A 25,987-nucleotide genomic window follows, 5' to 3' on the forward strand; every position below is an offset into this window, starting at 1 on the left:
AAAAACATCACCTTTTCTTTAACGAGCCTTTTACGCATCGGCAAGTGGATGATGCTCATTAACGAGACGATAAAGTCCCTCTTCCAACACATGGGTATAAATCTGAGTGGTAGAAATATCAGAATGACCTAACAAATGTTGAACGGCACGCAAATCAGCACCATTTTGCAAAAGATGACTAGCAAAAGCATGACGCAACACATGGGGAGAAAAGCTTTCACTTTTTATTCCAGCCCTTTTAGCAAGATTTTTCAATTCCCGCGCAACAACTTGACGCGCAATATAGCCTGTTTCTGAATGCGCCGGAAAAAGATAAAGGCTTTTAGCATCTTCTCCCTGATCACGCAAATCCAACCACTGCAAAAGAATTTGGTGGGCTTTTTTTGATAACAGCACCATTCGTTCTTTTTTTCCCTTACCGCGAACCAAAATACTGTATGCTTTCCCTCGAACAGCCTGCACAGGCAGACTCACCAACTCACTAATGCGTAATCCTGTCGCATAAAGCATTTCGCTGAGCAGCTGAAGACGCAATGCACGCAGATAATCCTTAGATCCATAGTCTGCTTGATTAACCTCCACCTGCGCCAAATCAAGAAATTTTGTCACTGCATCTTCACTGATAATTTTGGGCAAAGAACGCCCTTGGCGAGGAGCATCAATATCATGGGAAGGATCATCGGCTCTTAATCCTTCTGCATAAAGAAACTGATAGAATTGACGCAATGTTGATAAACGGCGCGCTTGTGAAGTTGCAGCAAAACCAAACGTATGCATGAGCGACAAAAGACCAATAAGATCCTCCTTTTGCGCTGAAAGAAGCGAAACCGAATGCGAAGACAATTCCTCTTGCGCCCACTGTAAATCATGCTGATAAGCCGCAAGCGTATGAGCAGAAGCACCTCGCTCAGCACTCATCATTTCAAGAAAACGCTCTATCACAATGTTACTTTTCATTGATTCATTCTCAAAGAAAGAGTCAGCGAATCCAAAGGGACATCAACAGACATATCCACAGTTACGGGTTCAACAAAAACGACAAGAATGATCATTATACTAAAAAGAATAGCAAACAAAATGAAAAGAATCATCAAAAGTCTGGTTAATGTTGGCATAAAATAATAAACTTTTCCAAAATACTCTATCCCTTATTCTATCTTATAAAGATTAACAGGAATTGACTTTAAAACAGATAAATGCCGAAATAAGCTATGAAAAGTAATCGATCCCAACACCCCCCCCTGTCACAAATAAAAAGACAAATCTTATCATCCCTTGATAATCAAGCTCTTGTGTTTGTTGGTCTTATGGGAGCAGGAAAATCAGTCATCGGAAGACGTGTTGCCACCATGCTCGATTTACCCTTTTATGATTCTGACCAAGAAATTGAAAAAGCAGCACAACTGTCTATCACAGAAATTTTTAAAATCTATGGTGAAGCGGAATTTCGTTCCCTTGAACAGCGTGTTATTCTCAATCTTATAAAAAAAGGTCCTCTTGTCTTAGCAACGGGTGGCGGTGCTTACATAAATCAAGATACACGAAAAGCTATTCAGCAAAATGGAATATCTATCTGGCTCAAAGCAGATCTTGATATCCTGATGCAACGTGTTTCCAAGCGTCCAACACGACCGCTTCTTCAAACAGTAAATCCTCAAGAAACAATGCAAAAACTCATGGAACAGCGTTATCCTCTCTATGCAAAAGCAAACGTAACAATTAACAGTCATAAAGAAAGTCCCTACAGTGTAGCAAAAAATGTCATACGATCTCTACAACATTACCTCTATACAAAAAAATAACGATAGAAAGAACAAGCATGCAAGCCAAAACCGTCACCATTAAATTAGACAAGCACTGTTACGATATCATCATTGGTCCAGATCTTATTGCGCAAGCTGCATTACAAATTAAGCATTCTCTTCAAGCAAAAGATTTTCATCAAACGCGTTTGGCAGTTGTTACAGATACAAATGTTGCTCCTCTCCATTTAGATACATTACAAAAAGAATTAACAAAAAATAAAATTCATACTGTCCCTATTATTGTAAAAGCAGGAGAACAATCAAAATCATTTTCAACCTTGCAAACTGTCATCGACCAAATTCTTTCCGCACGTTTAGAAAGAGGTGACTGTGTGATTGCTTTTGGTGGCGGTGTCATCGGAGATCTAGCAGGATTTGCAGCAAGTATGATCCGCCGCGGAATGAACTTCATTCAGATGCCCACAACGCTTCTTGCACAAATTGATTCCTCTGTTGGTGGAAAAACAGGGATCAACAGCCGATATGGTAAAAATCTTATTGGTGCTTTTTATCAACCTCAATGTGTTATTGCTGACACATCTGTTCTTGATACACTCCCACCACGTGAATTTCGCGCAGGTTATGCGGAAATGGTCAAATATGGACTTATTAATCAGCCTGATTTCTTTGAATGGCTTGAAAAAAACGGACAAGAAATTTTTTCTAATGGCGCGATAAGAATAGAAGCCATTGTTCGCTCATGCCAATTTAAAGCTGCCATAGTCGCCCGTGATGAATACGAAACTGGAGAACGTGCACTTTTGAACCTCGGTCATACCTTTGGACACATGCTTGAAACAGCAACCACTTATGATTCAAAGCGTTTAATTCACGGTGAAGCTGTAGCAATTGGAATGATTCTTGCCCATCAATTCTCTGCACAACTGAATCTATGTGACCCCACACTCACACATCGTATCGAAGCACACCTTAAAGCTGTAGGTTTACCTACACGGTTAAAGGATATCCCAGGAGATCTACCAGATGCTGAAACATTAATGACTCTCATTGCTCAAGATAAAAAAGTTTCACAAAATAATTTGACCTTTATTTTGACACGCGGACTTGGCCAATCATTTATTGCAAAAAATGTTCCACCAGATGCAGTTTTATCCTTTTTGGAACAAAAATTAACAGAAATTCGTTAATTCATATTGAATATAATTGATTCGTTTTTATACTTCTATTAAAGGAATAGTTATGATGATGTCTACGTAGCTCAGTAGGATAGAGCACAGGATTCCTAAAGAAATTGGGCGCTTTGAGGAGAAATCCACAAAGCGGATCTGCTCAAATTCGGGGAAAGCTTCATGGGCAAAACGATATGCCAATCCCGAGCCAAGCCTCTCTTCACATGAGAGGAAGGTGTAGAGACTGAACGGGCAGCACCTAAAAGGCGCGAGCTTCAAGGTGAAGAGACAGTCCAGACCACAAACAACCAATAAGGTTGGCGGTGAAAATCGAAGTGGTATGAATCCTGGGGTCGCAGGTTCGAATCCTGCCGTAGACACCATCACATTAAAGACAAATTACTTTTCACATAGGGAAGCATTATGAAAAAAACTCTACAAATTTTAGGATTTTTTTCCTCTTTATTATTCTTCAATGTCAGCAGTAGCTTAGCTGCTGCTTTAGTCATTGAAGTGTCAGGTAATCCAGAAACACAGACCATAACCTATCAATGTGATATGGGTGCAAATAAAGAACGCGTTGAAGCAACCTATTACAACGCTGATGATATTTCATTGGTTGATTTCAAATGGAAAGGCGATCGTATTATCGCTGCAAATGTTATTGCTGCTTCTGGAGCAAAATATGTAGGGGAGCAATATATCTTGTGGGAGAAAAATAAAGAAGTAACACTTTATGATCTTATCCAAGATCCAGAAGAAAAAAACCCCATCCTCTGTAAGGATGAATCACTGTTATTATTTTAAATAACTGAGGAAATATCATGAAAAAAATTGCTTTTATTGTAGGATTTTTTACTGCTTTAAGCCTACCGCTCTTCGGTTCACTTAATGCTTTTGCTGGCTCTTTAGTTATTGAAGTGCCAGATGATCCAGAGCCAACAACAGAGGTTACTGCCTATCAATGCGAGACAGGGACAAATAAAGAGTCTGTTGAAGTAACCTATCTCAATGCGGGTAATATTTCACTTGTTGATTTCAAATGGCAAGGAAAGCGCATCATCGCTTCCCGTAGTATCAGTGCTTCTGGAGCAAAATATATGGGAGGCCCCTATATATGGTGGACAAAAGGAAACGAAGCCATGCTTTCAGATCTCCTTAATGATCCAGAAGAGAAGAATCTTATTCACTGTGTAGAAGAACAAAAAACAGAATAAAAAAGCTTATAGTATCTTAAAAATCGCTCTGGCTCGTATCACATGACATTTCGTCGGAAGTAGATGTTTGTTTTTCCATCTGACGTGATAAAAGGGCCAGCGGTTTTTTTAATTTATTTTCTGAATAGTCTCGATAAGCCGCTGCTTGCGATACCAACATAGAAGCGACTGGTATTGTTACAAGTAAAAAAATTACCAACAAAAATTCATGAAAAACAAAATGATGATCGACAAAAATTGAATAAAGAAACGACGCAACAAGAATACTACCAGCGCCCCAACTTGTACTCAACGAAAGCATATGTAAACGCTTATAAAAAGTGGGAAGACGCACCAATCCTATCGTTCCAATCAACGTGAGACCAGATCCTAAGATCAAAAAAACCGTAACAGCAATAGCAACAATAAGCGATACATCGTCCTTCATTCAATAATCTCCCCCCGCATAAGGAATTTTGCCAACGCAATACTTGATACAGGGCCCAATAAGCCAACAATGAGAGCTGCCACAAAATAAATAGTTGTTCCTGAACGGATATCGAATGTCAGAAACAAAAGAATAGTAATTATATAAAGAGCATCCAACCCCACAATCCGATCTTGCGCTCGTGGACCACGAATCAACCGAAACAGTGCGAGAATCATTGCCAAACTTAAAAAAAATTGCGAAAGATAAAGCCCCCAATAAAGGATCACCATACTCATTAAAAAATCTCCAAAAGTAATTGCTCATAGCGTTTTTTGATCAATTTTTGGTAATCATATCCATTTTCAAAATTTAAGACATGAAGCAAAAGTTCACTATTCTTTCTATTATAGGCAATCCAAACAGTCCCTGGAGTTGCTGAAAGAATACATGCCAAAACAGCTAAAGCTGTGCGACTTTCAAGCGAAATGGACACCACAATAAAGCCAGACTGCTGTTTTCGAGATCTTTTGGTTAAAACAAAGCAAGCCACAGCAATATTTGAAATAATAGAATCAATAAACACACGAAAAAACAGCTGAAAGGCGGCACGCCAACTTTTAATCGTTATTTTTTCCGGCTCAAGAAGCCGCATCATCCAGCCCCCAAATAAAGCAATGATAATTCCTAAAAGCAGTTGACCAAAACTAAAGCCATTTAAGATCAGCCACATAAAAATAATTGCTACGCTAGAAAAAGGAAAAAAATAACAATGTTTCACTAATGAATCCCCCTATTTTCAAGAGAAAAATCATCTAAAACGCTGCCAATATAATTTTGAGGCTCATACAAAGTTTTAGCTGTTTCAAACATATAACGACTAACAGGACCAGCGACAATTGTGATAAGAAAACACAAAGCAAGCAGAACGGCAATGGGAGCAAATTCAATCACTTGCACCCGTGGAATCCTCCCTTCAAGAGAGATCCAAAAAGTTCGAATTCCCGTTCGTGTCATCGCAATCAAAGCAGCAAAACCAGAGAGAGTGACAAACATCATAAAAAGCCAATCGTGATAAACGAGTAAAGAGGGAGAAATATTTTCTTTACTATGGTTTAAGAGTGCCACAAACATCATAAATTTAGCAACAAAGCCAGAAAAAGGAGGTAGACCAATAATCAAAAGTGCACAAAGACCAAAACAAGCTCCAAGAATTGCCAAAGTTACCGGTAAATAAGTCCCGACTTCATCTTCCTCCTCCTCTTCATCGTCCCCATAGACTTCCATTGTCACCGTCAAAACATTGGCTGCAACATCTTGACAGCGTTCAACCAATTCCACCAAAAGAAAAAAAGCCCCCAGTGCCAAAGTTGAGGAAACAATGTAAAAGAGTGCGCCTGCAATCAGAGCTGTATTGCCGATCCCAATTGCTGTTAACAATGTCCCAGAAGAGACCAAAACACTATAAGCAGCCAAACGCACCAAGACTTGGCTTGCCAACACCCCAATAAAACCAAAAGCCATAGTGGCAAGCCCACCGTAAAACAAAACCGTTTGACCAAAATGGCTAAAATGTCCACTTTCTGGACCAAACCATAACAATGTTAAACGTAAAATAATATAAATACCAACTTTGCTTAAAAGTGCAAAAGAAGCTCCCACAGGGGCTACTGCTGCGCTATAAGTTGGCATCAACCAAAAATTCAATGGCCACACCCCTGCTTTAATTAAGAAAGCAATTCCCAAAAGGGCAGCCCCTATTTCGAATAAAGTCATATCGCTAGAAGCGATATATTGCATTTTTACAGCCAAATCAGCCATATTGAGGGTGCCTACGATTCCATAAATGAGCGCCGCACCAACGAGAAAAAACAACGAAGCAACCAGATTAACCACGACATAATGCAACCCAGCACGCACACGTAATGGACCAGAACCATGCAACGCAAGGCCATAAGAAGCTGTTAACATCACTTCAAAAAATACAAATAAATTAAATAAATCACCTGTTAAAAAAGCGCCGTTTATTCCAACCATGAAAAATTGCATCAATGACTGAAAATGAGGACCCACTTTATACCAATGTGCCCGCGCAAAAACCAACGCGGCGCTGATCAACACGCTAGAAAGCAAAAGCATCATAGCACTTAAGCGATCAAGCACCAAAACAATACCAAAAGGAGAAGGCCAATTACCAAGCCGATAAACATCCACAGCTGGTGCAACTTCAAGAGCACGCATCACCAGTAAAACAGCAATGACAACCAACAATACAGCAGAAAAAATACTTATGAGTGATTTCAGTTTTGAACGGCGTTCATCATAGAAAAGAAGCAGGGCTCCAGTACTTAACGGCAAAAGAATCGGCAAAATAAGAAGATGATGCACACAAGCTCCCATCACTGTACCTCACGTCCATCAACGTGATCTGAACCTGTTAAACCGCGTGAAACCAACAAAATAACCAAAAATAAAGCTGTCGTTGCAAAACCGATCACAATCGAAGTTAAAACCAACGCCTGTGGAAGAGGATCAACATAATTTGCTGGATTGATAGCCATCGTAGGATCAACAATTGGTGCTGCATTACTGCGTGGCCTACTCATTGCAAATATAAAAAGATTAACACCATAGGATATCAAAGACAAACCAAGAATGACTTGAAACGTTCGGGGACGCAAAATGAGCCAAATTCCAGATCCAACAAGAACACCAATAGCCAAAGAAAGAATAATTTCCATTACTTTTCCTTCTCTTTTAAAGGAGGTTTTTTACCGATTCGGTAACTCCGTATTGATTGATGTGCAAGTGCGATTAAAATGAGAATCGTTGCTCCCAATACGAGAGAAAACACACCAAAATCGAACAAAAAAGCAGATGCTATAGGAACCCTTCCAATCAATGGCACATGAATATATTGGAAAAATGATGTTAAAAAAGGGTACCCAACAAACAAAGCCCCTGCTCCCGTGACAACTGATAGCAATAAGCCAAAGCCCATCCAACGTAAGGGCAAAACTCTTAAATGGTTTTCCACCCAACGAATATCTCGGGCAAGATACTGCAAAATAAAGCCTATCGCTAAAGTCACACCACCAACAAATCCACCTCCAGGAAGATCATGTCCTCGCACAAATAAATAAAAAGAAAAAGCAATAATAACGGAAAAGAGCCACCCCATAATAACAGAAGGAATAGCGAGATAATTCAAAACTGTATCCCCCACATTTCGATCTGGTTGTGCCTTATCAAAAGCTTCCTGAACACGTTGTTGAAACGGTGCATCAATACTTTCAGGAGCAGGGCGAAATCGACGTAACAGAGCAAAGACAGTCAAAGAAACAATCCCCAAAACCACAACTTCTCCCATCGTATCAAAACCACGGAAATCAACCAACAATACATTCACAACATTGCGACCACCAGCACCAGAATAAGCATTTTTCAGAAAAAAATTAGAAACTGTTGTCCCTTGAGGACGTGTCATCATCGCAAAAGAGAGCCATGCAACACCAGCACCTCCCATAATTGCTATAATGAAATCACGGGCGCGACGTAAACGCACCCCAAAACGAACAGACGTTGGAGCAGGATGATATAAACGCTTAGGCAACCAACGCAAACCCAGCAATAATAAAACAGCTGTCACCACTTCAACAACCAATTGCGTTATAGCCAAATCGGGCGCAGAAAGCCATAAAAAGGTTGCACACGTCATTAACCCTGCTCCCCCCAACAGCATGAGAGATGCAAGACGATGAAACTTTGCTTGCCAAGCGACTAAAAGCGCGCACAATCCACCAACCAGCCAAAGCGCGAGAAAAGGAATATCAAGTGGAAAAAGCGGCAACCCTCCTAGTGCAATGAAACCATCACGCCAAAGCAAAAGACCAACAAAAATAAAACACACAGCAAAAATCCAATGCAACTGGATTTGCAAACGACGTGTTGACAAAAGAGCTTCCACCGCACGTGCCCATTTCCAAGAAATAATCACAAGAATGCGTTCAAAAATACGCGGTCCTTTCAAATGACGAAAAAAGGGAGCACCATCATCACAAGATAAAAAATAACGCCGCCCAACAACATAGAGCAAACCACCCCCAAATAAAGCCACCAAGCTCATCATTAATGGCGTATTAACCCCATGCCAAACAGCCAAGCTATAAGAGATTGTCATCGGTCCTAAAACAGAGACAACAGCATTGTCTAAAATAGGCCCGATTGTTAAATTAGGAAAAATACCAACGGCCAAACAAATAAACACCAAAAGTTCCATGGGTAAACGCATAAAATGCGGTGGCTCATGGGGAGTTTTAGGTAATTTATGAGGTTTTGGTCCCCAAAAGACACCATGAATAAAACGTATAGAATAGGTTACACTAAACAGGCTAGCAAGTGTTGCGACATAAGGAGCAATCCAATCAAGCCATGATTCCATATGCGTTTCAACAGCTTCAGCAAAAAACATTTCTTTTGATAAAAAACCATTGAGCAAAGGAACACCAGCCATTGCCGCACTCGCGACTAAAGCAAGAGTTGCTGTAATAGGCATAAAGCGATAAAGACCAGTTAGCTTACGCATATCACGTGTTCCCGTTTCGTGATCAATAATGCCAGCAGCCATAAATAAAGACGCTTTAAAAGTAGCATGATTAGCCATATGAAAAATCGCAGCAACACACGCAAGGGGACTCCCAAGGCTTAAAAGCGTTGTAATCAATCCAAGATGACTAATCGTTGAATAAGCAAGCAATCCCTTTAAATCTTGCTGAAACATGGAAAAATAAGCACCAAGGAGAAGTGTTGAGAGTCCTGAAAAGCCAACCATCCAAAACCAAGACTCTGTCCCAGAAAGTACAGGCCATAAACGAACCAGCAAAAACAACCCAGCTTTCACCATCGTTGCCGAATGCAGATAAGCCGATACAGGTGTTGGCGCAGCCATCGCATTAGGCAACCAAAAATGAAAAGGAAACTGTGCGCTTTTTGTTAATCCGCCCAATAAAATACAAATAAGGGCAGGGATGTAAAGCGAACTTGACCGGATCACATTTCCAGACTGCAAAATTTTATCCAGATCAAAACTACCAACGATATACCCAATCAATAAAACCCCAATAAAAAGGGCAAAACCACCAAAACCTGTAATCGTTAAAGCCATACGCGCCCCTTCACGCGCACTCGCATTATGATACCAATAACCAATCAACAAAAAAGAAAAAATACTGGTAAGTTCCCAGAAAACAACCAAAAACACGAGATTACCTGATAAAACAATCCCTGTCATTGAGCCCATAAAGGCTAGAAAAAAAGAAAAAAATCGTGGAACAGAATCTGCAGGATCCATATAATAACGGGCGTAAACAACGACAAGCAGCCCAATTCCTGTAATGAGCAAGCAAAAAAGCCAAGACAGGCCATCCATCCGGAGGATCAAATCACCTCCCCATTCTGGGAGCCAAGAAATATTTAAACGGATAATGTGATTGCCACGAATTGCCGGATAAAGCATGATTGTAAAAAGAAGACTAAAGAGAGCAATCCCCCCAGCAAACCATGCTTCATTATTTTTTGCTGTCGAACGAAAAAAGCCAATAACAGCACTTCCACAAAAGGGAAGCAAAATGAGCAATATTAGCATTGCTTCCCGTGTTGCCATTCTTTCAGCTCCATCCTGCCCTTAATATTTTGTCATTGACAAAACAAAAATTTATATTCTCACCCCCCATTGCACACTTAATGATAATAAGATTTAATAAAACTTAAAAGCATTTAAATTTTTCAAAAAACAATGCTTGCATGGAAATGCTGCGCACAATTCCAGTTCTCTTTTTATTGTAAGAACAATAACGCTCACGACAAGAAGCAATTAAAATTTTATTTAATCATTTCTATCTTTTTAAAAAGCGCGATAAGCACTGTCTACGAGGCCCATGAAAAGGCTGAAAACTATTATCATTTTGATTATAAGAGCGATAACGCGCACGACAAGATTCAATATGCTCTTTCAGCATCCATGGCTCTTTTTTTTCTGAACTTTCAGAAGAAGCCGTTAAAAAAACTCTTTTAGCATCTGATACAACTTTTAATGATGCGCCTTTTGTGCTTAAGTGTGGTGATGTAACAAAAGCCGCTTCAGGATACCACCAATTATCTTTATACCTAACATAACCACGCCGATAATGATGATAACCCTTAAAACCATTCAGTTCTCTACGTCCCGTAAAAATCAAAGGCACCGAACTCTCTTGGACAGCGGTTTGAGAGACCAGTTTGGCTTTAGCATCACCTCTATTTTGCCCCAAATGAACAAGAGCAGTTGTTATAATGAAAAGACTGCTTATAAATACAAAAGCTAAAGCATAATATAATTTTTTTTTCATACGCATAACGCAAAACTCAAACTAATAAACGACAGCCGTTACAGAAAGCCTTTCTCTTGCTAGACAGAAACAGATTCTTTTCTTAAGATTCTTTTTTCTTGAGACATTCTGTTACTCTTTGTACTAAACGCTGATCTCAAGAATAAGATCCTTTAAAAAAGAATGAATGAATGATGATAAAAACCCCCTACTACCTTATAGACAAATCGAAACTTATCAAAAATATGCAAACAATTTCTCAGTTGCGAGAAATGTCAGGAGCAAAAGTTTTGCTTGCTTTGAAATGTTTTGCCACATGGAGTGTTTTTGATTTAATGTCTGAGTTCATGGATGGAACCACCTCATCATCCCTTTATGAACTGCGTTTAGGAAGAGAAAAATTTGGTAAAGAAACCCATGCCTATTCGGTTGCGTGGGCTGATCACGAAATTGATGAAGCCTGTGGTTATGCAGATAAAATTATCTTTAACTCAATCCAGCAACTTCAACGCTTTTCTGATGCAACCAAAACCATTCAACGAGGTCTCAGATTAAATCCAGGAATAAGTGCATCCCATTTTGATCTTGCCAATCCCTCGCGCCCTTTTAGCCGCTTAGGAGAAACGAACCAAAATGCTATTAAAGAAGTCCTCCCTCTCATCAACGGCTTAATGATCCATAACAATTGCGAAAATGCTGATTTTAATCTTTTTAATCAAATGCTCGGGGTTATGGAAGAAAAGTTTTCAGAACTTTTCTCTGCCGTAGATTGGATAAGCCTTGGTGGTGGAATTCATTTTACAGCTGAAAATTATCCGCTAGAAGCTTTCGCAGAACGCTTAAAAAACTTTTCACAGACCCATGGTGTCACTCTTTTTCTGGAACCAGGAGAAGCTGCTATCACCAAAAGCACCACCTTAGAAGTTAGCGTCCTTGATACATTGTACAACGAAAAGAATCTTGCCATCGTTGATAGCTCAATCGAAGCACATATGCTTGATCTTCTCATTTATCGTGAAAATGCCAAATTAGAACCCAATCAAGGAGAACACGAAATTATGATCTGCGGAAAATCTTGTCTTGCTGGAGACATTTTTGGAACGTTTCAGTTTCAAAAACCTCTTCAAGTAGGGGATAGACTGTCTTTTCAAGATGCAGCAGGTTATACAATGGTCAAGAAAAACTGGTTTAATGGTGTGACAATGCCTGCTATTGTTCTAAAAGAGTGCGATGGTACATTAACGCTGCAACGCCAATTCAGCTACAATGACTATCAGACAAGCCTTTCATAAAGATAACCACAAAAAACGTCATACAACAGTATTAAAAAGGAGATGAACCTACAATGAAAAAAAATGTTCTCATTATTGGTGCTGGAGGTGTTGCACAAGTTGTTGCCCACAAATGTGCTCAAAACAACGATATTCTTGGTGAAATTCATATTGCTTCACGAACACTCAAAAAGTGTGAGGCTATTATTGCTTCTATTAAAGAAAAAAACAGCATGAAAGAACAAGGTGTTCTCAAAAGCCATTCGCTCAATGCCATGAATGTAGAAGAAACTGTAAAGCTCATCCAAAAAACCAAGTGTGAAATTGTCATTAATGTTGGTTCAGCCTTTCTTAATATGTCTGTTCTTTCAGCCTGTATCGAAACCAAATGCGCTTATATCGATACTGCCATTCATGAAGATCCTCTTAAAATTTGTGAAACCCCACCCTGGTACGGCAATTATGAATGGCCACGGCGTCAAGAATGTGAACAAGCTGGTATCACGGCTATTTTAGGTGCGGGCTTTGATCCAGGTGTGGTCAATGCCTATGCAGCACTAGCGTATAAATGTTATTTTGATAAAATCACAGACATCGATATTATTGATATTAATGCTGGAAATCATGGGCGTTGGTTTGCTACAAATTTCGATCCAGAAATTAACTTCCGAGAATTTACAGGACAAGTATGGTCATGGCAAAACAAAAAATGGACTTCTAATAAAATGTTTGAAGTCAGTCATGAATGGGATCTTCCGGTTGTTGGAAAACAAAAAGCCTATATGACAGGACATGATGAAATTCATTCACTTTCCAAAAATCTTGATGTCCAAAATGTCCGCTTCTGGATGGGGTTTAGTGATCGTTATATCACTGTTTTTACCGTTTTGAAAAATCTTGGCCTCTTATCCGAACAGCCCATTAAAACAGCAGAAGGACAAGAAGTCGTCCCTTTAAAAGTTGTCAAAGCTGTCTTACCCGATCCTTCTTCTCTCGCCCCTGAATACACAGGAAAAACCTGTATCGGAGATCTTATCAAAGGCGAAAAAGATGGAAAACCAAAAGAAATTTTTATCTATAACATAGCTGATCACAAACAAGCTTTTCATGAAACCGGTGCACAAGGCATTTCCTATACAGCTGGTGTACCCGCAGCAGCAGCAGCTCTCCTTATTGCCACAGGCGAATGGGATGTTAAAACGATGGTCAATGTAGAAGAATTACCTTCCCGTCCTTTCCTCAAATATCTTGATCATATGGGACTCCCTACCTTTATAAGAGAACAAGAAGAGGATAAAAAATTACAATTTTAAATTTATCCCTATAGAGTGCATAAGCTTGATTTTTTTAAGTTATCACAAAACTGCCTCATGAAAAAAACTTAATATTCTTAAGAAATTATGTTTTTTCAAAAATTTTAGCTATGGGTCATGTTTTGGCAACATTGGGATTTCTTAAAAACCTTAAAGAAGATCCAGATCATCTTTAAGATACAGCAAACAATGATAAAAAAGAACAGAGAGACATAACTTAATTACGTCGCATGACCTACCATCGTCATCAAAAAGAGAGCGTCTCAACAAAAGATATAAAAATACCACTCTTCTAAAAAAGGGTGGTATTTTGTAAAATATTTAGCACCCGCTTCATCTTAAAAAAAAATAAAGATCCTTAACCCGCACCAATCATTAAACAATCAGATTTCTTTAAGAAAACTCCACTTTCCTTCATACTTCATCTGTCTCACATCATCTATAACTCATTAATTTATAACAATAAAATATCGTTTCTCTAAAAAACGATCAACAACCTTGTGTCTTATCCAATACTTTCCGCTTGGCTTTCCACTTCATACAGCTCTATAAGAAGACTTTGCTCTAAATATAAATTGTAAGTATAATTTATTGTTGTGGCCATTGAATGAGAGCTCCATATCCGTAGGATTTTCTCATGACAAATCTATTTATATTGAATTAATCAAAGCCATTTTTTCTACATGTCACAAACAGAAGAGGTTCGTGTGAATAAAAGGGCAAGAAAAAAATACCTTTTATAAACGCTTTCAAATAGCTAAAAATTGTATAACATTGAAGGTTCGTAAATATAACTTATGGCGCCGACTTATATCTTTTATGAAGCATAAAGATGATGGTGCATAATGAGTTTTAAGAATTTCAATTAACCATTCACCAGTTCCATCACGAAATAGATTTGAGAGCTTTGAGAGATGTTTCCTTAAAACACAGCACGTAAATAGGTTGAGAATCTCATCTCGAAATTTATAACATGGTGAAACACCAGACATGTAAAACTTGACATAGACTAAATACCACACGCTCTAAACGCGTGTGCACAACAGGGTAATTAATCAAAACAACACAACAGAAATTTAAAACAATAATTATTGAAAAGCACACAAAAAATTAAGTGGAACACTTCATACGATTTTTTGTATTCTCTCTCAAAATTTTTTGCATGCTTCACAAATATTTACTATCCTCTTTGGCCTTTTAAAATGTCCTTTTTAAAAGCTTTTTAAATATGAAGCGGTTTAGCAAATGTTGCCAAAGCTGCTTCACGAACTGCTTCTGACAAGGTAGGGTGTGCATGACAACAGCGTCCTAGATCCTCTGATGAACCACCAAATTCCATTAAAACTGCAATTTCATGAATCATTTCACCAGCACCAAATCCAAGAATATGCCCGCCCAAAACCCGATCTGTTTTTTTATCAGCAAGAATTTTAACAAATCCATCACTTTTTTGCATCGCGCGTGCACGACCATTAGCCATAAAAGGAAATTTTCCAACATTATATTCAATACCGGCTTCTTTCAGTTCTTCTTCTGTCTTTCCTACACTCGCAATTTCCGGCTGTGTATAAACGACACTAGGAATAACATCAAAATTAACATGCCCTTTTTGACCTGCCAAAATTTCTGCCACCGCAACGCCTTCTTCCTCTGCTTTATGCGCTAACATTGGTCCTTTTACGACATCACCAATCGCATAAATTCCTGGAACATTCGTCTGCCAATGAGCATCAATGGCAATAAATCCGCGTTCATCTAACTGAACACCAGCCTCACTCAAACCAAGCCCCTCCGTATATGGAGAACGCCCAGTCGCAATAAGCACAACATCAGCCTCTAAGGTTTCAGATTCACCACCTTTGACAGATTCAAAGCTCACCTGAGCCGTTGAGCCAGATTGTGTAATGGCTGTTACCTTTGCACCCGTTTTATATTCAATCCCCTGTTTTTCCATTAACTTTTGAAATTGACGTGAAACTTCACCATCCATTGAACCCAAAACTTTATTAAGATACTCAATAATAGTCACTTTAGCCCCTAAGCGGCTCCAAACCGACCCAAGTTCCGAACCAATGACACCAGCGCCCACGACAATCATACGCGATGGTACTTTTTCAAGGGAAAGGGCTCCCGTAGAAGAAACAATAGTCTTTTCATCAATTTCAACATTTACCCCTGGAATGCTTGAACTCTCTGAACCCGTAGCAATAATAATATTTTTTGTTTCAATTGTTTGCTTGTTACCATCTCTAGCAACAACTTCCACCTGCCCCGCGTTTACAATTTTGGCTGTTCCAAAAAAAGTATCAACTTTATTTTTTTTCATCAAAAAAGAAACACCACTTGTATTAGCTGTCACCACGGCTTTCTTATGAACCATCATTTGTTCAAGATTAAGTTTAGATTTGCCAATAGAAATCCCAAGCGTTTCAAAACCATGCTGGGTTTCAGCAAACACTTCTGAAGCGTGTAACAATGCTTTAGAAGGTATACAACCAACATTGAGACATGTTCCCCCTAATGTTGTACGCTTTTCAATAATCGCTACTTTAAGCCCCAGTTGTGCCGCCTTTATCGCTGCTACATAACCACCTGGACCCGCTCCGATCACAGCCACATCATAAGACATCCGTTTCTCCTTTCATCCTGAAAACTGTATTTTACAAGTCAAGAACAAGGCGTTCCGGATCTTCTAAGCTTTCCTTAACACGCACAAGGAAAGTTACAGCTTCTTGCCCATCCACAATACGGTGATCATAAGAAAGCGCTAAATACATCATGGGGCGGATCACAATTTGACCCTCAACAACCATTGCACGTTCTTTAATCGCATGCATTCCCAAAATACCAGATTGTGGTGCATTCAAAATCGGTGTTGACATCAACGATCCATACACACCACCATTAGTAATGGTAAAAGTTCCGCCTTGCATATCAGAAACGGCTAATTTCCCATCACGCGCAAGACGTCCCAAACGGCCAATCTCCTTTTCAATTTCTGCCAATGACATTTGATCTGCATCACGCACCACTGGAACGACAAGCCCTTTATCCGTTCCAACAGCAATTCCAACATTAACATAGTTTTTGTAAACGATATCTGTTCCATCAATTTCAGCATTAACAGCAGGAAGTTCTTTTAATGCATGACAAACAGCTTTGGTAAAAAATCCCATAAAACCAAGTTTAACACCATGTTTCTTTTCAAAAAGATCTTTATAACGTTTGCGCAAATCCATCACCGCCGACATATCAACCTCATTAAATGTGGTTAACATTGCTGCTACATTTTGCGCATCTTTAAGACGACGAGCAATTGTTTGACGCAATTTCGTCATACGAACCCGTTCTTCACGTGTTTCTGGAACAGACACCACTGAAGAACCTGTTGCAGAAGAAGAAGGTGTAGGCGTTTTTGTTCTTTGTTCTAATCCACCAAGAACATCCTCTTTAAGAATTTGTCCACGTTTTCCAGAACCTGCAATATCACTTTTTACAATATTATTTTCTGCCATCATTTTCGCTGCTGAAGGTGCAGGAGGCATTGTACCACTGGAAGAAGATTGCTTCACTGTAGATTCAGTTGCAGGGATAGGTGTAGCAGCATGCGAAAATGATTGAGAAACACCAGCAGCTCCAGCTTCAACTGTCCCTAAGAGCGCATTCACTTCAACTGTATCGCCTTCCTTTGCAATGATTTCAGATAATTTCCCTGCAACAGGAGAAGGAACTTCAACGGTTACCTTATCAGTTTCTAATTCAACCAAAGGTTCATCCATAGCGACAGCTTCGCCAAGTTTTTTAAACCATTTGCCAACCATTGCTTCGGTAACCGATTCGCCCAAAGTAGGAACACGGATTTCAGTAGTCATAATATTTTTCCATACATCAGAGTAGTAATAAATTAAGAACCTAACGCGTCTTTGAGAAACGCAGCCAGTTGTTCAAGGTGTTTCACCATTAACCCAGAGGCCGGTGATGCACTCGCCGGACGTCCTGCATAACGAGCACGTGAATATTGCGCATTAATATGCGTCAAAACCCATTCCAAATAAGGCTCAATAAATGACCAAGCCCCCATGTTTTTTGGCTCTTCTTGGCACCAAAAAACTTCTGCCTGCAAAAAGCGCGATAACACATTCACCAAAACTTTTGCAGGGAAAGGATACAACTGTTCAACACGAAGGAGATAAACATCATCGATACCCTTTTTTTCACGTTCTTCATAAAGGTCGTAATAAACCTTTCCTGTACAAAGAACGACACGGCGAATTTTATTATCTTTTTGCAACTTCACAACAGAATCTTTGAGACATTCTGCATCATCAAGCAATACACGAGAGAAACTCGTTTCTGGTCCCATTTCATTGAGAAGAGAAACAGCCCGCTTATGGCGCAAAAGCGATTTAGGTGTCATTAGAATCAATGGCTTACGGAAATCGCGCTTAATTTGTCGACGCAAAATATGAAAATAATTTGCAGGAGTTGTACAATTAGCAACCTGCATATTATCTTCCGCACAAAGCTGAAGAAACCGCTCCAAACGTGCAGAAGAATGCTCTGGTCCTTGTCCTTCAAAACCATGAGGCAATAAGCATACAAGACCAGACATACGAAGCCATTTACGCTCTGCAGATGAAATAAATTGATCAAAAATGACCTGTGCACCATTAGAGAAGTCACCAAATTGTGCTTCCCAAAGTATTAATCCTCGTGGTTCAGCAAGAGAATATCCATATTCAAAACCAAGAACAGCTTCTTCAGAAAGCATAGAATTAACAACTTCATAAAATGCTTGCCCCTTTTGTAAATGATTCAAAGGAATATAACGCGCTTCATTTTCTTGGTCATAAAGAACTGAATGACGCTGTGAAAAGGTTCCCCGTTCAACATCTTCACCCGAAAGACGAACCGGTGCTCCTTCTAAACAAAGTGAACCAAAAGCGAGAGCCTCAGCGGTTGCCCAGTCAACGCCCTCACCAGTTTCGAAAATTTTAGCACGATTATTTAAAAAACGCTGTATCGTTTTATGAACATGAAAATTTTCTGGAACTTCGACAAGTTTCTGACCAATTTCCTTTAAAGTCTTTAATTCAACACCCGTTGTTCTAGAATGTTGCTCATCAGCATTACTAAAAGCTTTGAGTCCCGTCCAGCTTCCATCAAGCCAATCAGCCTTATTAGGCTTATAAGAAGCACTTGCTTCAAACTCACCTTCAAGTTTATCACGCCATAATTTTTTTTGTTGCTCAATCTCTTCTAAAGAAACCACCCCTTCTGCGATCAATTGATCACTATAAAGCTGAAGAGTTGTTTTATGATTACGAATTGCTTTATACATAAGTGGCTGCGTAAAGGAAGGTTCATCGCCTTCATTATGTCCATAACGGCGATAACAAAACATATCAATAACTACCGGTTTATGGAAAATTTGACGAAACTCCATTGCTATTTTAGCAACAAAAACAACAGCTTCAGGATCATCACCATTCACATGAAAAATGGGAGCATCAATCATTTTTGCAACATCAGATGGATAAGGCGAAGAACGTGAAAAACGTGGCGCTGTTGTAAAACCAATCTGATTATTAATAATCACATGAAGTGAACCTGCAACACGATAACCTTTAAGACCTGAAAGACCGAAAGTTTCTTGGATAACGCCTTGGCCTGCAAAAGCAGCATCACCATGAATAAGCAATGGCAACACTTTTGAGCGCTCACTTAATGGGAGTGAATCAGTGTGTGTGGGACCGACAAGTTGATCTTGTTTAGCACGTGCTTTTCCCATAACAACCGGATCAACAATCTCAAGATGAGAAGGATTAGCCACAAGCGATAAATGAACTTTATTTCCATCAAAGTCTAAATCAGCCGTCGTTCCTAAATGATATTTAACATCACCTGATCCCTCTACATCATCTGGCTTATAAGATCCTCCTTTGAATTCATGAAAGATGGCTCTATGCGGCTTAGCGAGAACTTGTGAAAGAACATTTAAACGACCACGATGGGCCATTCCTAAAATAACTTCCTGAACGCCTAAAGCACTACCGCATTTAATAATTTGTTCAAGAGCAGGAATCAGCGCTTCACCACCATCAAGTCCAAAACGTTTTGTCCCTTTATATTTCGTGTCTAAAAACTGTTCGAATCCTTCTGCTTCAATAAGCTTATTCAGGATAGCTTTCTTGTCTTGCTGTGTGAAAGCAATTTTTTTATCTCGCCCTTCAATACGCTCTTGAAGCCATGCTTTCTGGACTGGATCCGAAACATGCATATATTCCACACCGATTGTTGAACAATAGGTACGATTGAGAATTTCAAGCATTTGCGGAATAGTTGCATATTCTAATCCTAAAACATTATCAATAAAAATGGGACGCTCATAATCAGCAGGAGTAAAACCATAAGCTTCCGGAGAAAGTTCTTTATAATCTTCCAGTTTTTCCGCCAATTGAAGAGGATCAAGCTTTGCACGAAGATGCCCCCGAGCTCGAAACGCACGAATCATCATAATGGCATGAACAGAATCACGTGTTGCGCGAATAATATCTTGTTCACTGGAAGATTTTCTATTTTGAGCAGTCCCTGTTGCTGCTTTTTCTTTTAATTTATCACCAAGATATTTTTCAAGAGAAGACCAATCACCATCAAGAGCAGAAACCAACTCACCATCTGGCTTTAATGGCCAATGATCACGCTGCCATGTTGCTCCTTCGGCATTTTTGAGAACATCTTCTTTGTTATCATGAAGGCCTTCAAAAAAAGCACGCCATTGTGAATCAACACTGGTAGGATCTTTTTCATACTGAGCATAAAGTTGATCTATATAATCCGCATTCCCACCATAAAGAAATGACGTCTGTGCAAAAAGACTATTTATCTCGTCCTGCCTTGCCATATACCTCTCCGGAACATCTATTCCGTCTCCTTACATCTCTTTTCACCCCTTAAACGCTCACAAAGCAAATGAGGGGTCGAATATTCAAAAAAGTTTTACCTATTTATACTCAAGTTTTTTCACCTGAATTAAGAAAATACTCTTAATTCAGGTGAAATTTTCTTTTAGCCTTTCAAAACTGACATTAAAGTCTTACCTATCTGTGATGGCGAAGGAGATACACGAATTCCTGCTGATTCCATTGCCGCAATTTTATCTTCTGCTCCACCTTTACCACCAGAAATAACAGCACCAGCATGCCCCATTGTACGTCCTGGAGGAGCCGTACGACCAGCAATAAAGCCAACAACGGGCTTTTTACGACCTTTTCTTGCTTCATCTTGTAAAAACTGTGCTGCTTCTTCTTCAGCAGATCCCCCAATTTCACCAATCATCACAATAGACTGGGTTTCATCATCCGCTAAAAACATTTCCAACACATCAATAAATTCAGTCCCCTTAACAGGATCGCCCCCAATTCCTATAGCGGTTGTTTGTCCAAGACCTTCCTGACTCGTTTGAAAAACAGCTTCATAAGTTAATGTTCCCGACCGTGAAACAACCCCCACAGAGCCTTTTCTAAAAATAGAACCAGGCATAATACCAATTTTACATTCGTTTGGCGTGAGAATACCAGGACAATTAGGACCAATAAGACGAGATTTTGAATTTTCTAATCGCGCCTTTACCTTGACCATATCCATAACGGGAATACCTTCTGTAATACAGATAATTAAACGAACTTCAGCTTCAATCGCTTCTATAATAGCTGCCGCTGCTCCTGCAGGAGGAACATAAATAACGGAAGCATCCGCGCCTGTTTTTTCTTTTGCTTCTGCAACACTAGCAAAGATAGGAAGAGTCTCACCTTTTGAACCTTCCCATGTTTCTCCACCTTTTTTAGGATTAACACCACCAACCATTTGCGTACCATGATAAGCAAGTGCCTGTTCTGTATGAAATGTTCCTGTTTTTCCTGTAAGCCCTTGAACAAGAACTTTCGTCTCTTTATTCACAAGAATCGACATAACTTAAGCTCCCTTCACGGCTGCAACAATTTTTTGAGCAGCATCATCTAAATCATCAGCGGGAATAACATTCAAACCACTGTCCTTGATAATTGCTTTACCCTGCTCAACATTCGTACCTTCAAGACGAACAACTAAGGGAACCTTTAAACCAACTTCACGCACAGCAGCAACCACACCTTCAGCAATAACATCACAACGCATAATACCACCAAAAATGTTAACCAAAATGCCCTTAACATTTGGATCAGCTGTAATAATTTTAAAAGCAGCTGTCACCTTTTCTTTTGATGCACCACCCCCAACATCCAAAAAATTTGCCGGTTCAGCGCCATAAAGCTTAATGATATCCATGGTTGCCATTGCAAGACCCGCACCATTGACCATACAACCAATTGTGCCTTCAAGAGCAACATAAGCAAGATCGTGCTTTGAGGCCTCGATTTCTTTTGGATCTTCTTCTGAAAGATCGCGCAATTCTAAAATATCTGGATGACGAAACAAAGCATTATTATCAAAAGAAACTTTTGCATCCAAGACGCGCAAGTGACCATCTTTCATCACAATAAGCGGATTAATTTCTAAAAGGCTCATATCTTTTTCACAAAATGCTTTATAGAGAATTGGAAAAAGCTTTTCACCATCCTCTCGCGCACTATCGCGCAATCCCAATGCATCACACAGTCTTGCACAATCAGCTGAGGTAACACCTTGCGTAGCATCAATGGGCAGAGTGAAGATTTTTTCTGGTGTTTCTTCAGCAACTGTTTCAATATCCATTCCACCTTCTGTTGAAACAACAAAGGCGATCCGATCAACGCTACGATCAACCAAAAGCGAAAGATAAAGCTCGCGTTCAATATCGGCGCCATCTTCAATGTAAAGACGATTGACCTGTTTACCTTCTGGACCAGTTTGTTTGGTTACCAAAGTTTTCCCAAGCATTTCTTGAACATTTGCAACAACTTCTTCAACAGAATGTGCAAGCCGAACACCACCCTTTGCATCAGAACCAAGTTCTTTAAACTTACCCTTACCACGACCACCAGCGTGTATCTGACTTTTAACCACATAGAGAGGTCCGGGCAATTTTTTTGCCCATTTTTCAGCTTGCTCTACAGAATAAACAGCAACACCATTTGCAATGGGTGCCCCATATTCATGAAGCAGACGTTTGGCCTGATACTCATGGATATTCATGCATTTGTCCTTTTCTTTTATGAATTATTATTAATCCTAAAGTTCTAATATTCTAAAATACTTTATTTTAATGAACGAAATCTTATTTTATTTACTTCAGACTAGGCACAAGAGCAATACAAGCTTCACAAAGCTTTTTAACCGCATTTACGGAATAATCAAAAGCCTCTCTTTCCTCTTTATCAAGCTCAATTTCAATGACCCTTTCAACACCACCTGCACCAAGCACAACGGGAACACCAACATAGGTATCACTCACCCCATATTCCCCTGAAAGATAGGCTGCAACGGGCACAACACGCTTAGTGTCTTTTAAATAAGCTTCAGCCATGGAAACAGCAGAAGCAGCGGGTGCATAATAAGCAGAGCCTGTTTTTAATAAACGAATAACTTCTGCACCACCATCACGGGTCCGTTGAATAATTTGATCAATCCTTTCCTGTGTTGTCCAACCCATTTTAACAAGATCAGGCAAAGAAATACCACCAACTGTTGAATAACGCACCAAAGGCACCATTGAATCACCATGCCCACCTAAAACAAATGCTGTCACATCTTTAACAGAGACTTTAAATTCTTCAGATAAAAAATAACGAAACCGCGCTGAATCCAGAATACCAGCCATACCAACCACTTTATGGACGGGAAGACCTGAAAATTTTTGCAATGCCCATACCATTGCATCAAGGGGATTTGTAATACAAATAACAAAAGCTGAAGGCGCATATCTTTTAATCCCAGCACCGACTTGTTCCATGACTTTCAAATTAATAGCCAAAAGGTCGTCACGGCTCATACCAGGTTTACGTGCAACGCCTGCTGTTACAATAACAACATCAGACCCTTCAATTGCTTCATAAGCATTTGCACCTTTTAAATTAATATCAAAACCATCAACGGGAGAAGATTCAGCAATATCAAGAGCTTTACCCTGTGGCATACCTTCTGCAATATCAAATAAGACAACATCACCAAGCTCTTTTAACCCAATAATATGTGCTAAAGTACCCCCAATCATACCTGAACCAATGAGAGCTATCTTTTTTCGTACCATTTTATTTTTTCCTAACTTTTAGATCATTCAGCGCACACTCATCAGCGCCCATATACTGAAAATTTTTGACTTACACCACATTTAAACAATATCATAAAAAGCAGTAAAGAAATGAAATTTACAAATTTCTCTCCTTACAGAAACAACAACCCTCCGCACAAACAACTATTAGAAAATTATCATGATGTATCGATAAAGTGAATTTAAAAAAAATACAACAGAATTATTACATTTCTTTAATTTCAAAGAGTTATTGTTTTTACAGTTTACGTAAAGGTAAAAGTATAATCAAAGCTTCTTCTTCAAAAGAAAATGTTCTTCCCAAAGCTTCAAATAATCATAGCTTTGCATTTCAAAAAGACGTGACTGTGTTCTTTGAAATTCAAATGTTTCTGCAGTCTGAGCATGCCCCTTATACAAATCCTCCACTCCTGCTGCTGCCGACATAAATAATCGAATGTGGCGCTCATAAAGAATATCAATAAGCAAAATAAACCGTTTTGTTTCATTGCGACATGTATCATCCATGATCGGTACATTATCGATAAAAATCGTATGATAGCGCTCCCCTAATACCAAATACTCAGCTGCAGCCAAAGGTTTTGCACACAAGTCTCGATAATCAAAGCGCGCACAACCAGAAGAAAAACGTGGAATAGGAATAAGGCGCCCTCTGATAGAAAGCTCATCAGATCTTTCTTTATGTCCTTGCAACACACGTGCCCATGCTTGATCCATACATTCATCTGCTTTTTTCCCTAATGGCGTTACATACACAGGCTGTAGATTTGATTTTTCAAGACGATAATCTGTTTTTGCATCAAGATTAACAACACGAACATATGCTTTCAAAACTTCAATAAAAGGCAAAAAGAGTTCACGATTTAAACCGTTATAATAAAGGTTGTTCGGCGCCACATTTGAAGTTGCAATAAAGAAAATTCGCTTATCAAACAAAGCAGAAATAAGCCGCCCCAACACCATAGCATCAGCAATATCTGTTACACTAAACTCATCAAAACAAAGTACCTTTGCTTCTTGTGCAAGATCTTCAGCAACAGCTAAAATAGGATTATCCCGTTTAGATTTTGCACGCCCAGATGCTTGACGATAAAAATTAATACGCTCATGCACATCGGCCATAAAATCATTAAAATGAGCGCGTTTTTTATCACTCTGAGGCAAACAAGAAAAGAACAAATCCATCAGCATGGTTTTGCCTCGTCCTACTTCACCATAAATATATAATCCCTGAAAAGAACCATTTTCATCCCCTTGTTTTACAATATGATCAACATTTTGTCTTTTCCTTTTAAATATTCTTTTTAAAAAAGACCAAAATAGCCAAGACCAAGGACGAGAAGCACTTCGTTCCGAAATTTTTTTTAATAAATGATCAAAGTGCTCTGTTACAGCCAATTGAGCTGGATCAAAACGGACCTCCCCTTTAGAGACCAGCTCCTTATAGCGTGTTGAAACGAGAATCATCCAAACAACCTTTTTCCAACCGTTTTCAATGAAAAATACAAATTCTTTTCACGAATCTGCCTCTATAGCTTATTTTTTCATAAACGGTCAAAAATGATTTAACGGCTTAAAACAACGGGATGATCATCAAGTGTACGTCCCTCAAAACGATCAACATTTGAAGAATAAAGAGCAACGATAACACGTCCATAATTATTATAAAAATATAATCTTTTTCCTTTAACAGCCCACGATCTTACTTGGGAAACAATTCCTGGACAGTGTAAAGGACCAGCTCGGTACCCTTGTCCAAACTTTGTTTGTGGCGTTGCAATCCGACAAACTTTACCCCCCATAGAAAGATTCCATACCCCAGCAATACTTGCAGGAAACAAATCAGTGGCATTGCTTGGTAATTCGAGACTCGCCATTCGTCCATCGCTCTGAGAATCTCCTTTCTCATACATCGAAGCGTTTGCAGCTTCAGATACCGACGAAGAAGCAGACGATAGATCAGATACTTCTAAGGTTGTCATTTGTTGAGATGGATAAAAAACTTCTAATGCGTTACTATTATCATTACTGTCAAACCGCGTTATTGAACATCCCCCTAAAAGCATTACAGTTGACATTGCAACGAAAAACGAAATTTTTGAAAACGACATATCTGTACTCTCTCCCATGACAATAAATAAGTTCACAAAAAATTAAGTGAATATTTTTTATAATTACAAAGATAAATTAACAAATTAAAAAAAACAGGATTAAAATTCCTTATTTTAAACGAA

Annotated in this window: 21 protein-coding genes and 1 pseudogene; 6 read left to right on the forward strand and 16 right to left on the reverse strand. The window is 39.2% G+C overall.

Annotated features, from left to right (window positions below):
- Nucleotides 1-30 precede the first annotated feature (30 nt).
- Entirely contained in the window at nt 31-957 is a 927-nt protein-coding gene (locus FJG96_RS02375) for a tyrosine recombinase (RefSeq protein ID WP_139412571.1), read from the reverse strand.
- Nucleotides 958-1,211: 254 nt separating this feature from the next.
- Between FJG96_RS02375 and FJG96_RS02380 the strand changes: the two are divergent.
- The 4 genes and pseudogenes from FJG96_RS02380 to FJG96_RS02395 all read left to right on the forward strand — a co-directional run bounded on the left by FJG96_RS02380 (nt 1,212) and on the right by FJG96_RS02395 (nt 4,152).
- Nucleotides 1,212-1,845: pseudogene (locus tag FJG96_RS02380) on the forward strand (shikimate kinase).
- Nucleotides 1,820-2,953, forward strand: a complete 1,134-nt coding sequence (aroB, locus tag FJG96_RS02385; RefSeq protein WP_139412573.1) for a 3-dehydroquinate synthase — start codon at nt 1,820-1,822, stop codon at nt 2,951-2,953. Before FJG96_RS02380 ends, aroB begins: the two are co-directional and overlap by 26 nt.
- A 405-nt stretch (nt 2,954-3,358) precedes the next feature.
- Complete coding sequence (locus FJG96_RS02390) at nt 3,359-3,742, forward strand: MliC family protein (RefSeq protein WP_139412574.1); 384 nt, start codon at nt 3,359-3,361, stop codon at nt 3,740-3,742.
- Between the two features lie 17 nt (nt 3,743-3,759).
- Complete coding sequence (locus FJG96_RS02395) at nt 3,760-4,152, forward strand: MliC family protein (RefSeq protein ID WP_139412575.1); 393 nt, start codon at nt 3,760-3,762, stop codon at nt 4,150-4,152.
- Nucleotides 4,153-4,168: 16 nt separating this feature from the next.
- Here FJG96_RS02395 and mnhG read toward each other — a convergent pair whose 3' ends face one another.
- The 7 genes from mnhG to FJG96_RS02430 all read right to left on the reverse strand — a co-directional run bounded on the left by mnhG (nt 4,169) and on the right by FJG96_RS02430 (nt 10,950).
- Nucleotides 4,169-4,579, reverse strand: a complete 411-nt coding sequence (gene mnhG, locus FJG96_RS02400; RefSeq protein WP_139412576.1) for a monovalent cation/H(+) antiporter subunit G — start codon at nt 4,577-4,579, stop codon at nt 4,169-4,171.
- Entirely contained in the window at nt 4,576-4,857 is a 282-nt protein-coding gene (locus FJG96_RS02405) for a K+/H+ antiporter subunit F (RefSeq protein WP_120121498.1), read from the reverse strand. The genes mnhG and FJG96_RS02405 overlap by 4 nt, the downstream gene beginning before the upstream one ends.
- The gene (locus tag FJG96_RS02410; protein ID WP_139412577.1) at nt 4,857-5,339 is read right to left on the reverse strand and encodes a Na+/H+ antiporter subunit E; all 483 of its coding nucleotides are present in this window, start codon (nt 5,337-5,339) and stop codon (nt 4,857-4,859) included. Before FJG96_RS02410 ends, FJG96_RS02405 begins: the two co-directional genes overlap by 1 nt.
- The gene (locus tag FJG96_RS02415) at nt 5,339-6,958 is read right to left on the reverse strand and encodes a monovalent cation/H+ antiporter subunit D (protein ID WP_139412578.1); all 1,620 of its coding nucleotides are present in this window, start codon (nt 6,956-6,958) and stop codon (nt 5,339-5,341) included. Before FJG96_RS02415 ends, FJG96_RS02410 begins: the two co-directional genes overlap by 1 nt.
- Nucleotides 6,958-7,299: a Na+/H+ antiporter subunit C gene (locus tag FJG96_RS02420; protein ID WP_005774297.1), complete on the reverse strand. Its 342-nt coding sequence runs from the start codon at nt 7,297-7,299 to the stop codon at nt 6,958-6,960. The genes FJG96_RS02415 and FJG96_RS02420 overlap by 1 nt, the downstream gene beginning before the upstream one ends.
- The gene (locus FJG96_RS02425; protein WP_139412579.1) at nt 7,299-10,220 is read right to left on the reverse strand and encodes a monovalent cation/H+ antiporter subunit A; all 2,922 of its coding nucleotides are present in this window, start codon (nt 10,218-10,220) and stop codon (nt 7,299-7,301) included. The genes FJG96_RS02420 and FJG96_RS02425 overlap by 1 nt, the downstream gene beginning before the upstream one ends.
- 232 nt (nt 10,221-10,452) lie before the next feature.
- Entirely contained in the window at nt 10,453-10,950 is a 498-nt protein-coding gene (locus FJG96_RS02430; RefSeq protein WP_139412580.1) for a BA14K family protein, read from the reverse strand.
- A gap of 167 nt (nt 10,951-11,117) precedes the next feature.
- On the opposite strand from FJG96_RS02430, the gene FJG96_RS02435 reads away from it, so the two are divergent.
- Nucleotides 11,118-12,215 (forward strand): carboxynorspermidine decarboxylase, encoded by a 1,098-nt coding sequence (locus FJG96_RS02435; protein ID WP_139412725.1) that lies wholly within the window; start codon nt 11,118-11,120, stop codon nt 12,213-12,215.
- A 53-nt stretch (nt 12,216-12,268) separates the two neighbouring features.
- The gene (locus tag FJG96_RS02440; protein WP_139412581.1) at nt 12,269-13,507 is read left to right on the forward strand and encodes a saccharopine dehydrogenase family protein; all 1,239 of its coding nucleotides are present in this window, start codon (nt 12,269-12,271) and stop codon (nt 13,505-13,507) included.
- A 1,222-nt stretch (nt 13,508-14,729) separates the two neighbouring features.
- Here FJG96_RS02440 and lpdA read toward each other — a convergent pair.
- The 8 genes from lpdA to FJG96_RS02480 form a co-directional block, all read right to left on the reverse strand.
- The gene (gene lpdA, locus FJG96_RS02445; RefSeq protein WP_139412582.1) at nt 14,730-16,136 is read right to left on the reverse strand and encodes a dihydrolipoyl dehydrogenase; all 1,407 of its coding nucleotides are present in this window, start codon (nt 16,134-16,136) and stop codon (nt 14,730-14,732) included.
- A 31-nt stretch (nt 16,137-16,167) separates the two neighbouring features.
- Nucleotides 16,168-17,379, reverse strand: coding sequence for a 2-oxoglutarate dehydrogenase complex dihydrolipoyllysine-residue succinyltransferase (odhB, locus tag FJG96_RS02450; RefSeq protein WP_139412583.1), 1,212 nt, complete (start codon nt 17,377-17,379; stop codon nt 16,168-16,170).
- Between the two features lie 32 nt (nt 17,380-17,411).
- On the reverse strand, nt 17,412-20,411 hold the full coding sequence (locus tag FJG96_RS02455) for a 2-oxoglutarate dehydrogenase E1 component (RefSeq protein WP_139412584.1): 3,000 nt from the start codon (nt 20,409-20,411) through the stop codon (nt 17,412-17,414).
- A gap of 164 nt (nt 20,412-20,575) precedes the next feature.
- Complete coding sequence (sucD, locus tag FJG96_RS02460; RefSeq protein WP_120121513.1) at nt 20,576-21,478, reverse strand: succinate--CoA ligase subunit alpha; 903 nt, start codon at nt 21,476-21,478, stop codon at nt 20,576-20,578.
- A gap of 3 nt (nt 21,479-21,481) precedes the next feature.
- Nucleotides 21,482-22,678, reverse strand: coding sequence for an ADP-forming succinate--CoA ligase subunit beta (gene sucC, locus FJG96_RS02465; protein WP_139412585.1), 1,197 nt, complete (start codon nt 22,676-22,678; stop codon nt 21,482-21,484).
- Between the two features lie 91 nt (nt 22,679-22,769).
- Nucleotides 22,770-23,732 carry a malate dehydrogenase gene (mdh, locus tag FJG96_RS02470; RefSeq protein WP_139412586.1) on the reverse strand — a complete coding sequence of 321 codons (963 nt, stop codon included), beginning with the start codon at nt 23,730-23,732 and terminating at the stop codon, nt 22,770-22,772.
- Nucleotides 23,733-24,020: 288 nt separating this feature from the next.
- Nucleotides 24,021-25,220 (reverse strand): cell division protein ZapE, encoded by a 1,200-nt coding sequence (gene zapE, locus FJG96_RS02475; RefSeq protein ID WP_139412587.1) that lies wholly within the window; start codon nt 25,218-25,220, stop codon nt 24,021-24,023.
- Between the two features lie 98 nt (nt 25,221-25,318).
- The gene (locus FJG96_RS02480; RefSeq protein WP_139412588.1) at nt 25,319-25,864 is read right to left on the reverse strand and encodes an AprI/Inh family metalloprotease inhibitor; all 546 of its coding nucleotides are present in this window, start codon (nt 25,862-25,864) and stop codon (nt 25,319-25,321) included.
- Nucleotides 25,865-25,987: the final 123 nt, after the last annotated feature.

Origin of the sequence: Bartonella mastomydis, assembly GCF_900185775.1 — a bacterium.
GTDB lineage: Bacteria > Pseudomonadota > Alphaproteobacteria > Rhizobiales > Rhizobiaceae > Bartonella > Bartonella elizabethae.

Bases quoted from the DNA above. Each gene is read 5' to 3' on its own strand.
- FJG96_RS02435 (WP_139412725.1), top strand. From the start codon at position 11,118: ATGATAAAAACCCCCTACTACCTTATAGACAAATCGAAACTTATCAAA.
- sucC (WP_139412585.1), bottom strand. From the start codon at position 22,678: ATGAATATCCATGAGTATCAGGCCAAACGTCTGCTTCATGAATATGGG.
- lpdA (WP_139412582.1), bottom strand. From the start codon at position 16,136: ATGTCTTATGATGTGGCTGTGATCGGAGCGGGTCCAGGTGGTTATGTA.
- FJG96_RS02390 (WP_139412574.1), top strand. From the start codon at position 3,359: ATGAAAAAAACTCTACAAATTTTAGGATTTTTTTCCTCTTTATTATTC.
- FJG96_RS02425 (WP_139412579.1), bottom strand. From the start codon at position 10,220: ATGGCAACACGGGAAGCAATGCTAATATTGCTCATTTTGCTTCCCTTT.
- mdh (WP_139412586.1), bottom strand. From the start codon at position 23,732: ATGGTACGAAAAAAGATAGCTCTCATTGGTTCAGGTATGATTGGGGGT.
- odhB (WP_139412583.1), bottom strand. From the start codon at position 17,379: ATGACTACTGAAATCCGTGTTCCTACTTTGGGCGAATCGGTTACCGAA.
- FJG96_RS02405 (WP_120121498.1), bottom strand. From the start codon at position 4,857: ATGAGTATGGTGATCCTTTATTGGGGGCTTTATCTTTCGCAATTTTTT.
- FJG96_RS02430 (WP_139412580.1), bottom strand. From the start codon at position 10,950: ATGCGTATGAAAAAAAAATTATATTATGCTTTAGCTTTTGTATTTATA.
- mnhG (WP_139412576.1), bottom strand. From the start codon at position 4,579: ATGAAGGACGATGTATCGCTTATTGTTGCTATTGCTGTTACGGTTTTT.
- FJG96_RS02455 (WP_139412584.1), bottom strand. From the start codon at position 20,411: ATGGCAAGGCAGGACGAGATAAATAGTCTTTTTGCACAGACGTCATTT.
- FJG96_RS02480 (WP_139412588.1), bottom strand. From the start codon at position 25,864: ATGTCGTTTTCAAAAATTTCGTTTTTCGTTGCAATGTCAACTGTAATG.
- zapE (WP_139412587.1), bottom strand. From the start codon at position 25,220: ATGATTCTCGTTTCAACACGCTATAAGGAGCTGGTCTCTAAAGGGGAG.
- FJG96_RS02375 (WP_139412571.1), bottom strand. From the start codon at position 957: ATGAAAAGTAACATTGTGATAGAGCGTTTTCTTGAAATGATGAGTGCT.
- FJG96_RS02420 (WP_005774297.1), bottom strand. From the start codon at position 7,299: ATGGAAATTATTCTTTCTTTGGCTATTGGTGTTCTTGTTGGATCTGGA.
- FJG96_RS02440 (WP_139412581.1), top strand. From the start codon at position 12,269: ATGAAAAAAAATGTTCTCATTATTGGTGCTGGAGGTGTTGCACAAGTT.
- sucD (WP_120121513.1), bottom strand. From the start codon at position 21,478: ATGTCGATTCTTGTGAATAAAGAGACGAAAGTTCTTGTTCAAGGGCTT.
- FJG96_RS02395 (WP_139412575.1), top strand. From the start codon at position 3,760: ATGAAAAAAATTGCTTTTATTGTAGGATTTTTTACTGCTTTAAGCCTA.
- FJG96_RS02415 (WP_139412578.1), bottom strand. From the start codon at position 6,958: ATGGGAGCTTGTGTGCATCATCTTCTTATTTTGCCGATTCTTTTGCCG.
- aroB (WP_139412573.1), top strand. From the start codon at position 1,820: ATGCAAGCCAAAACCGTCACCATTAAATTAGACAAGCACTGTTACGAT.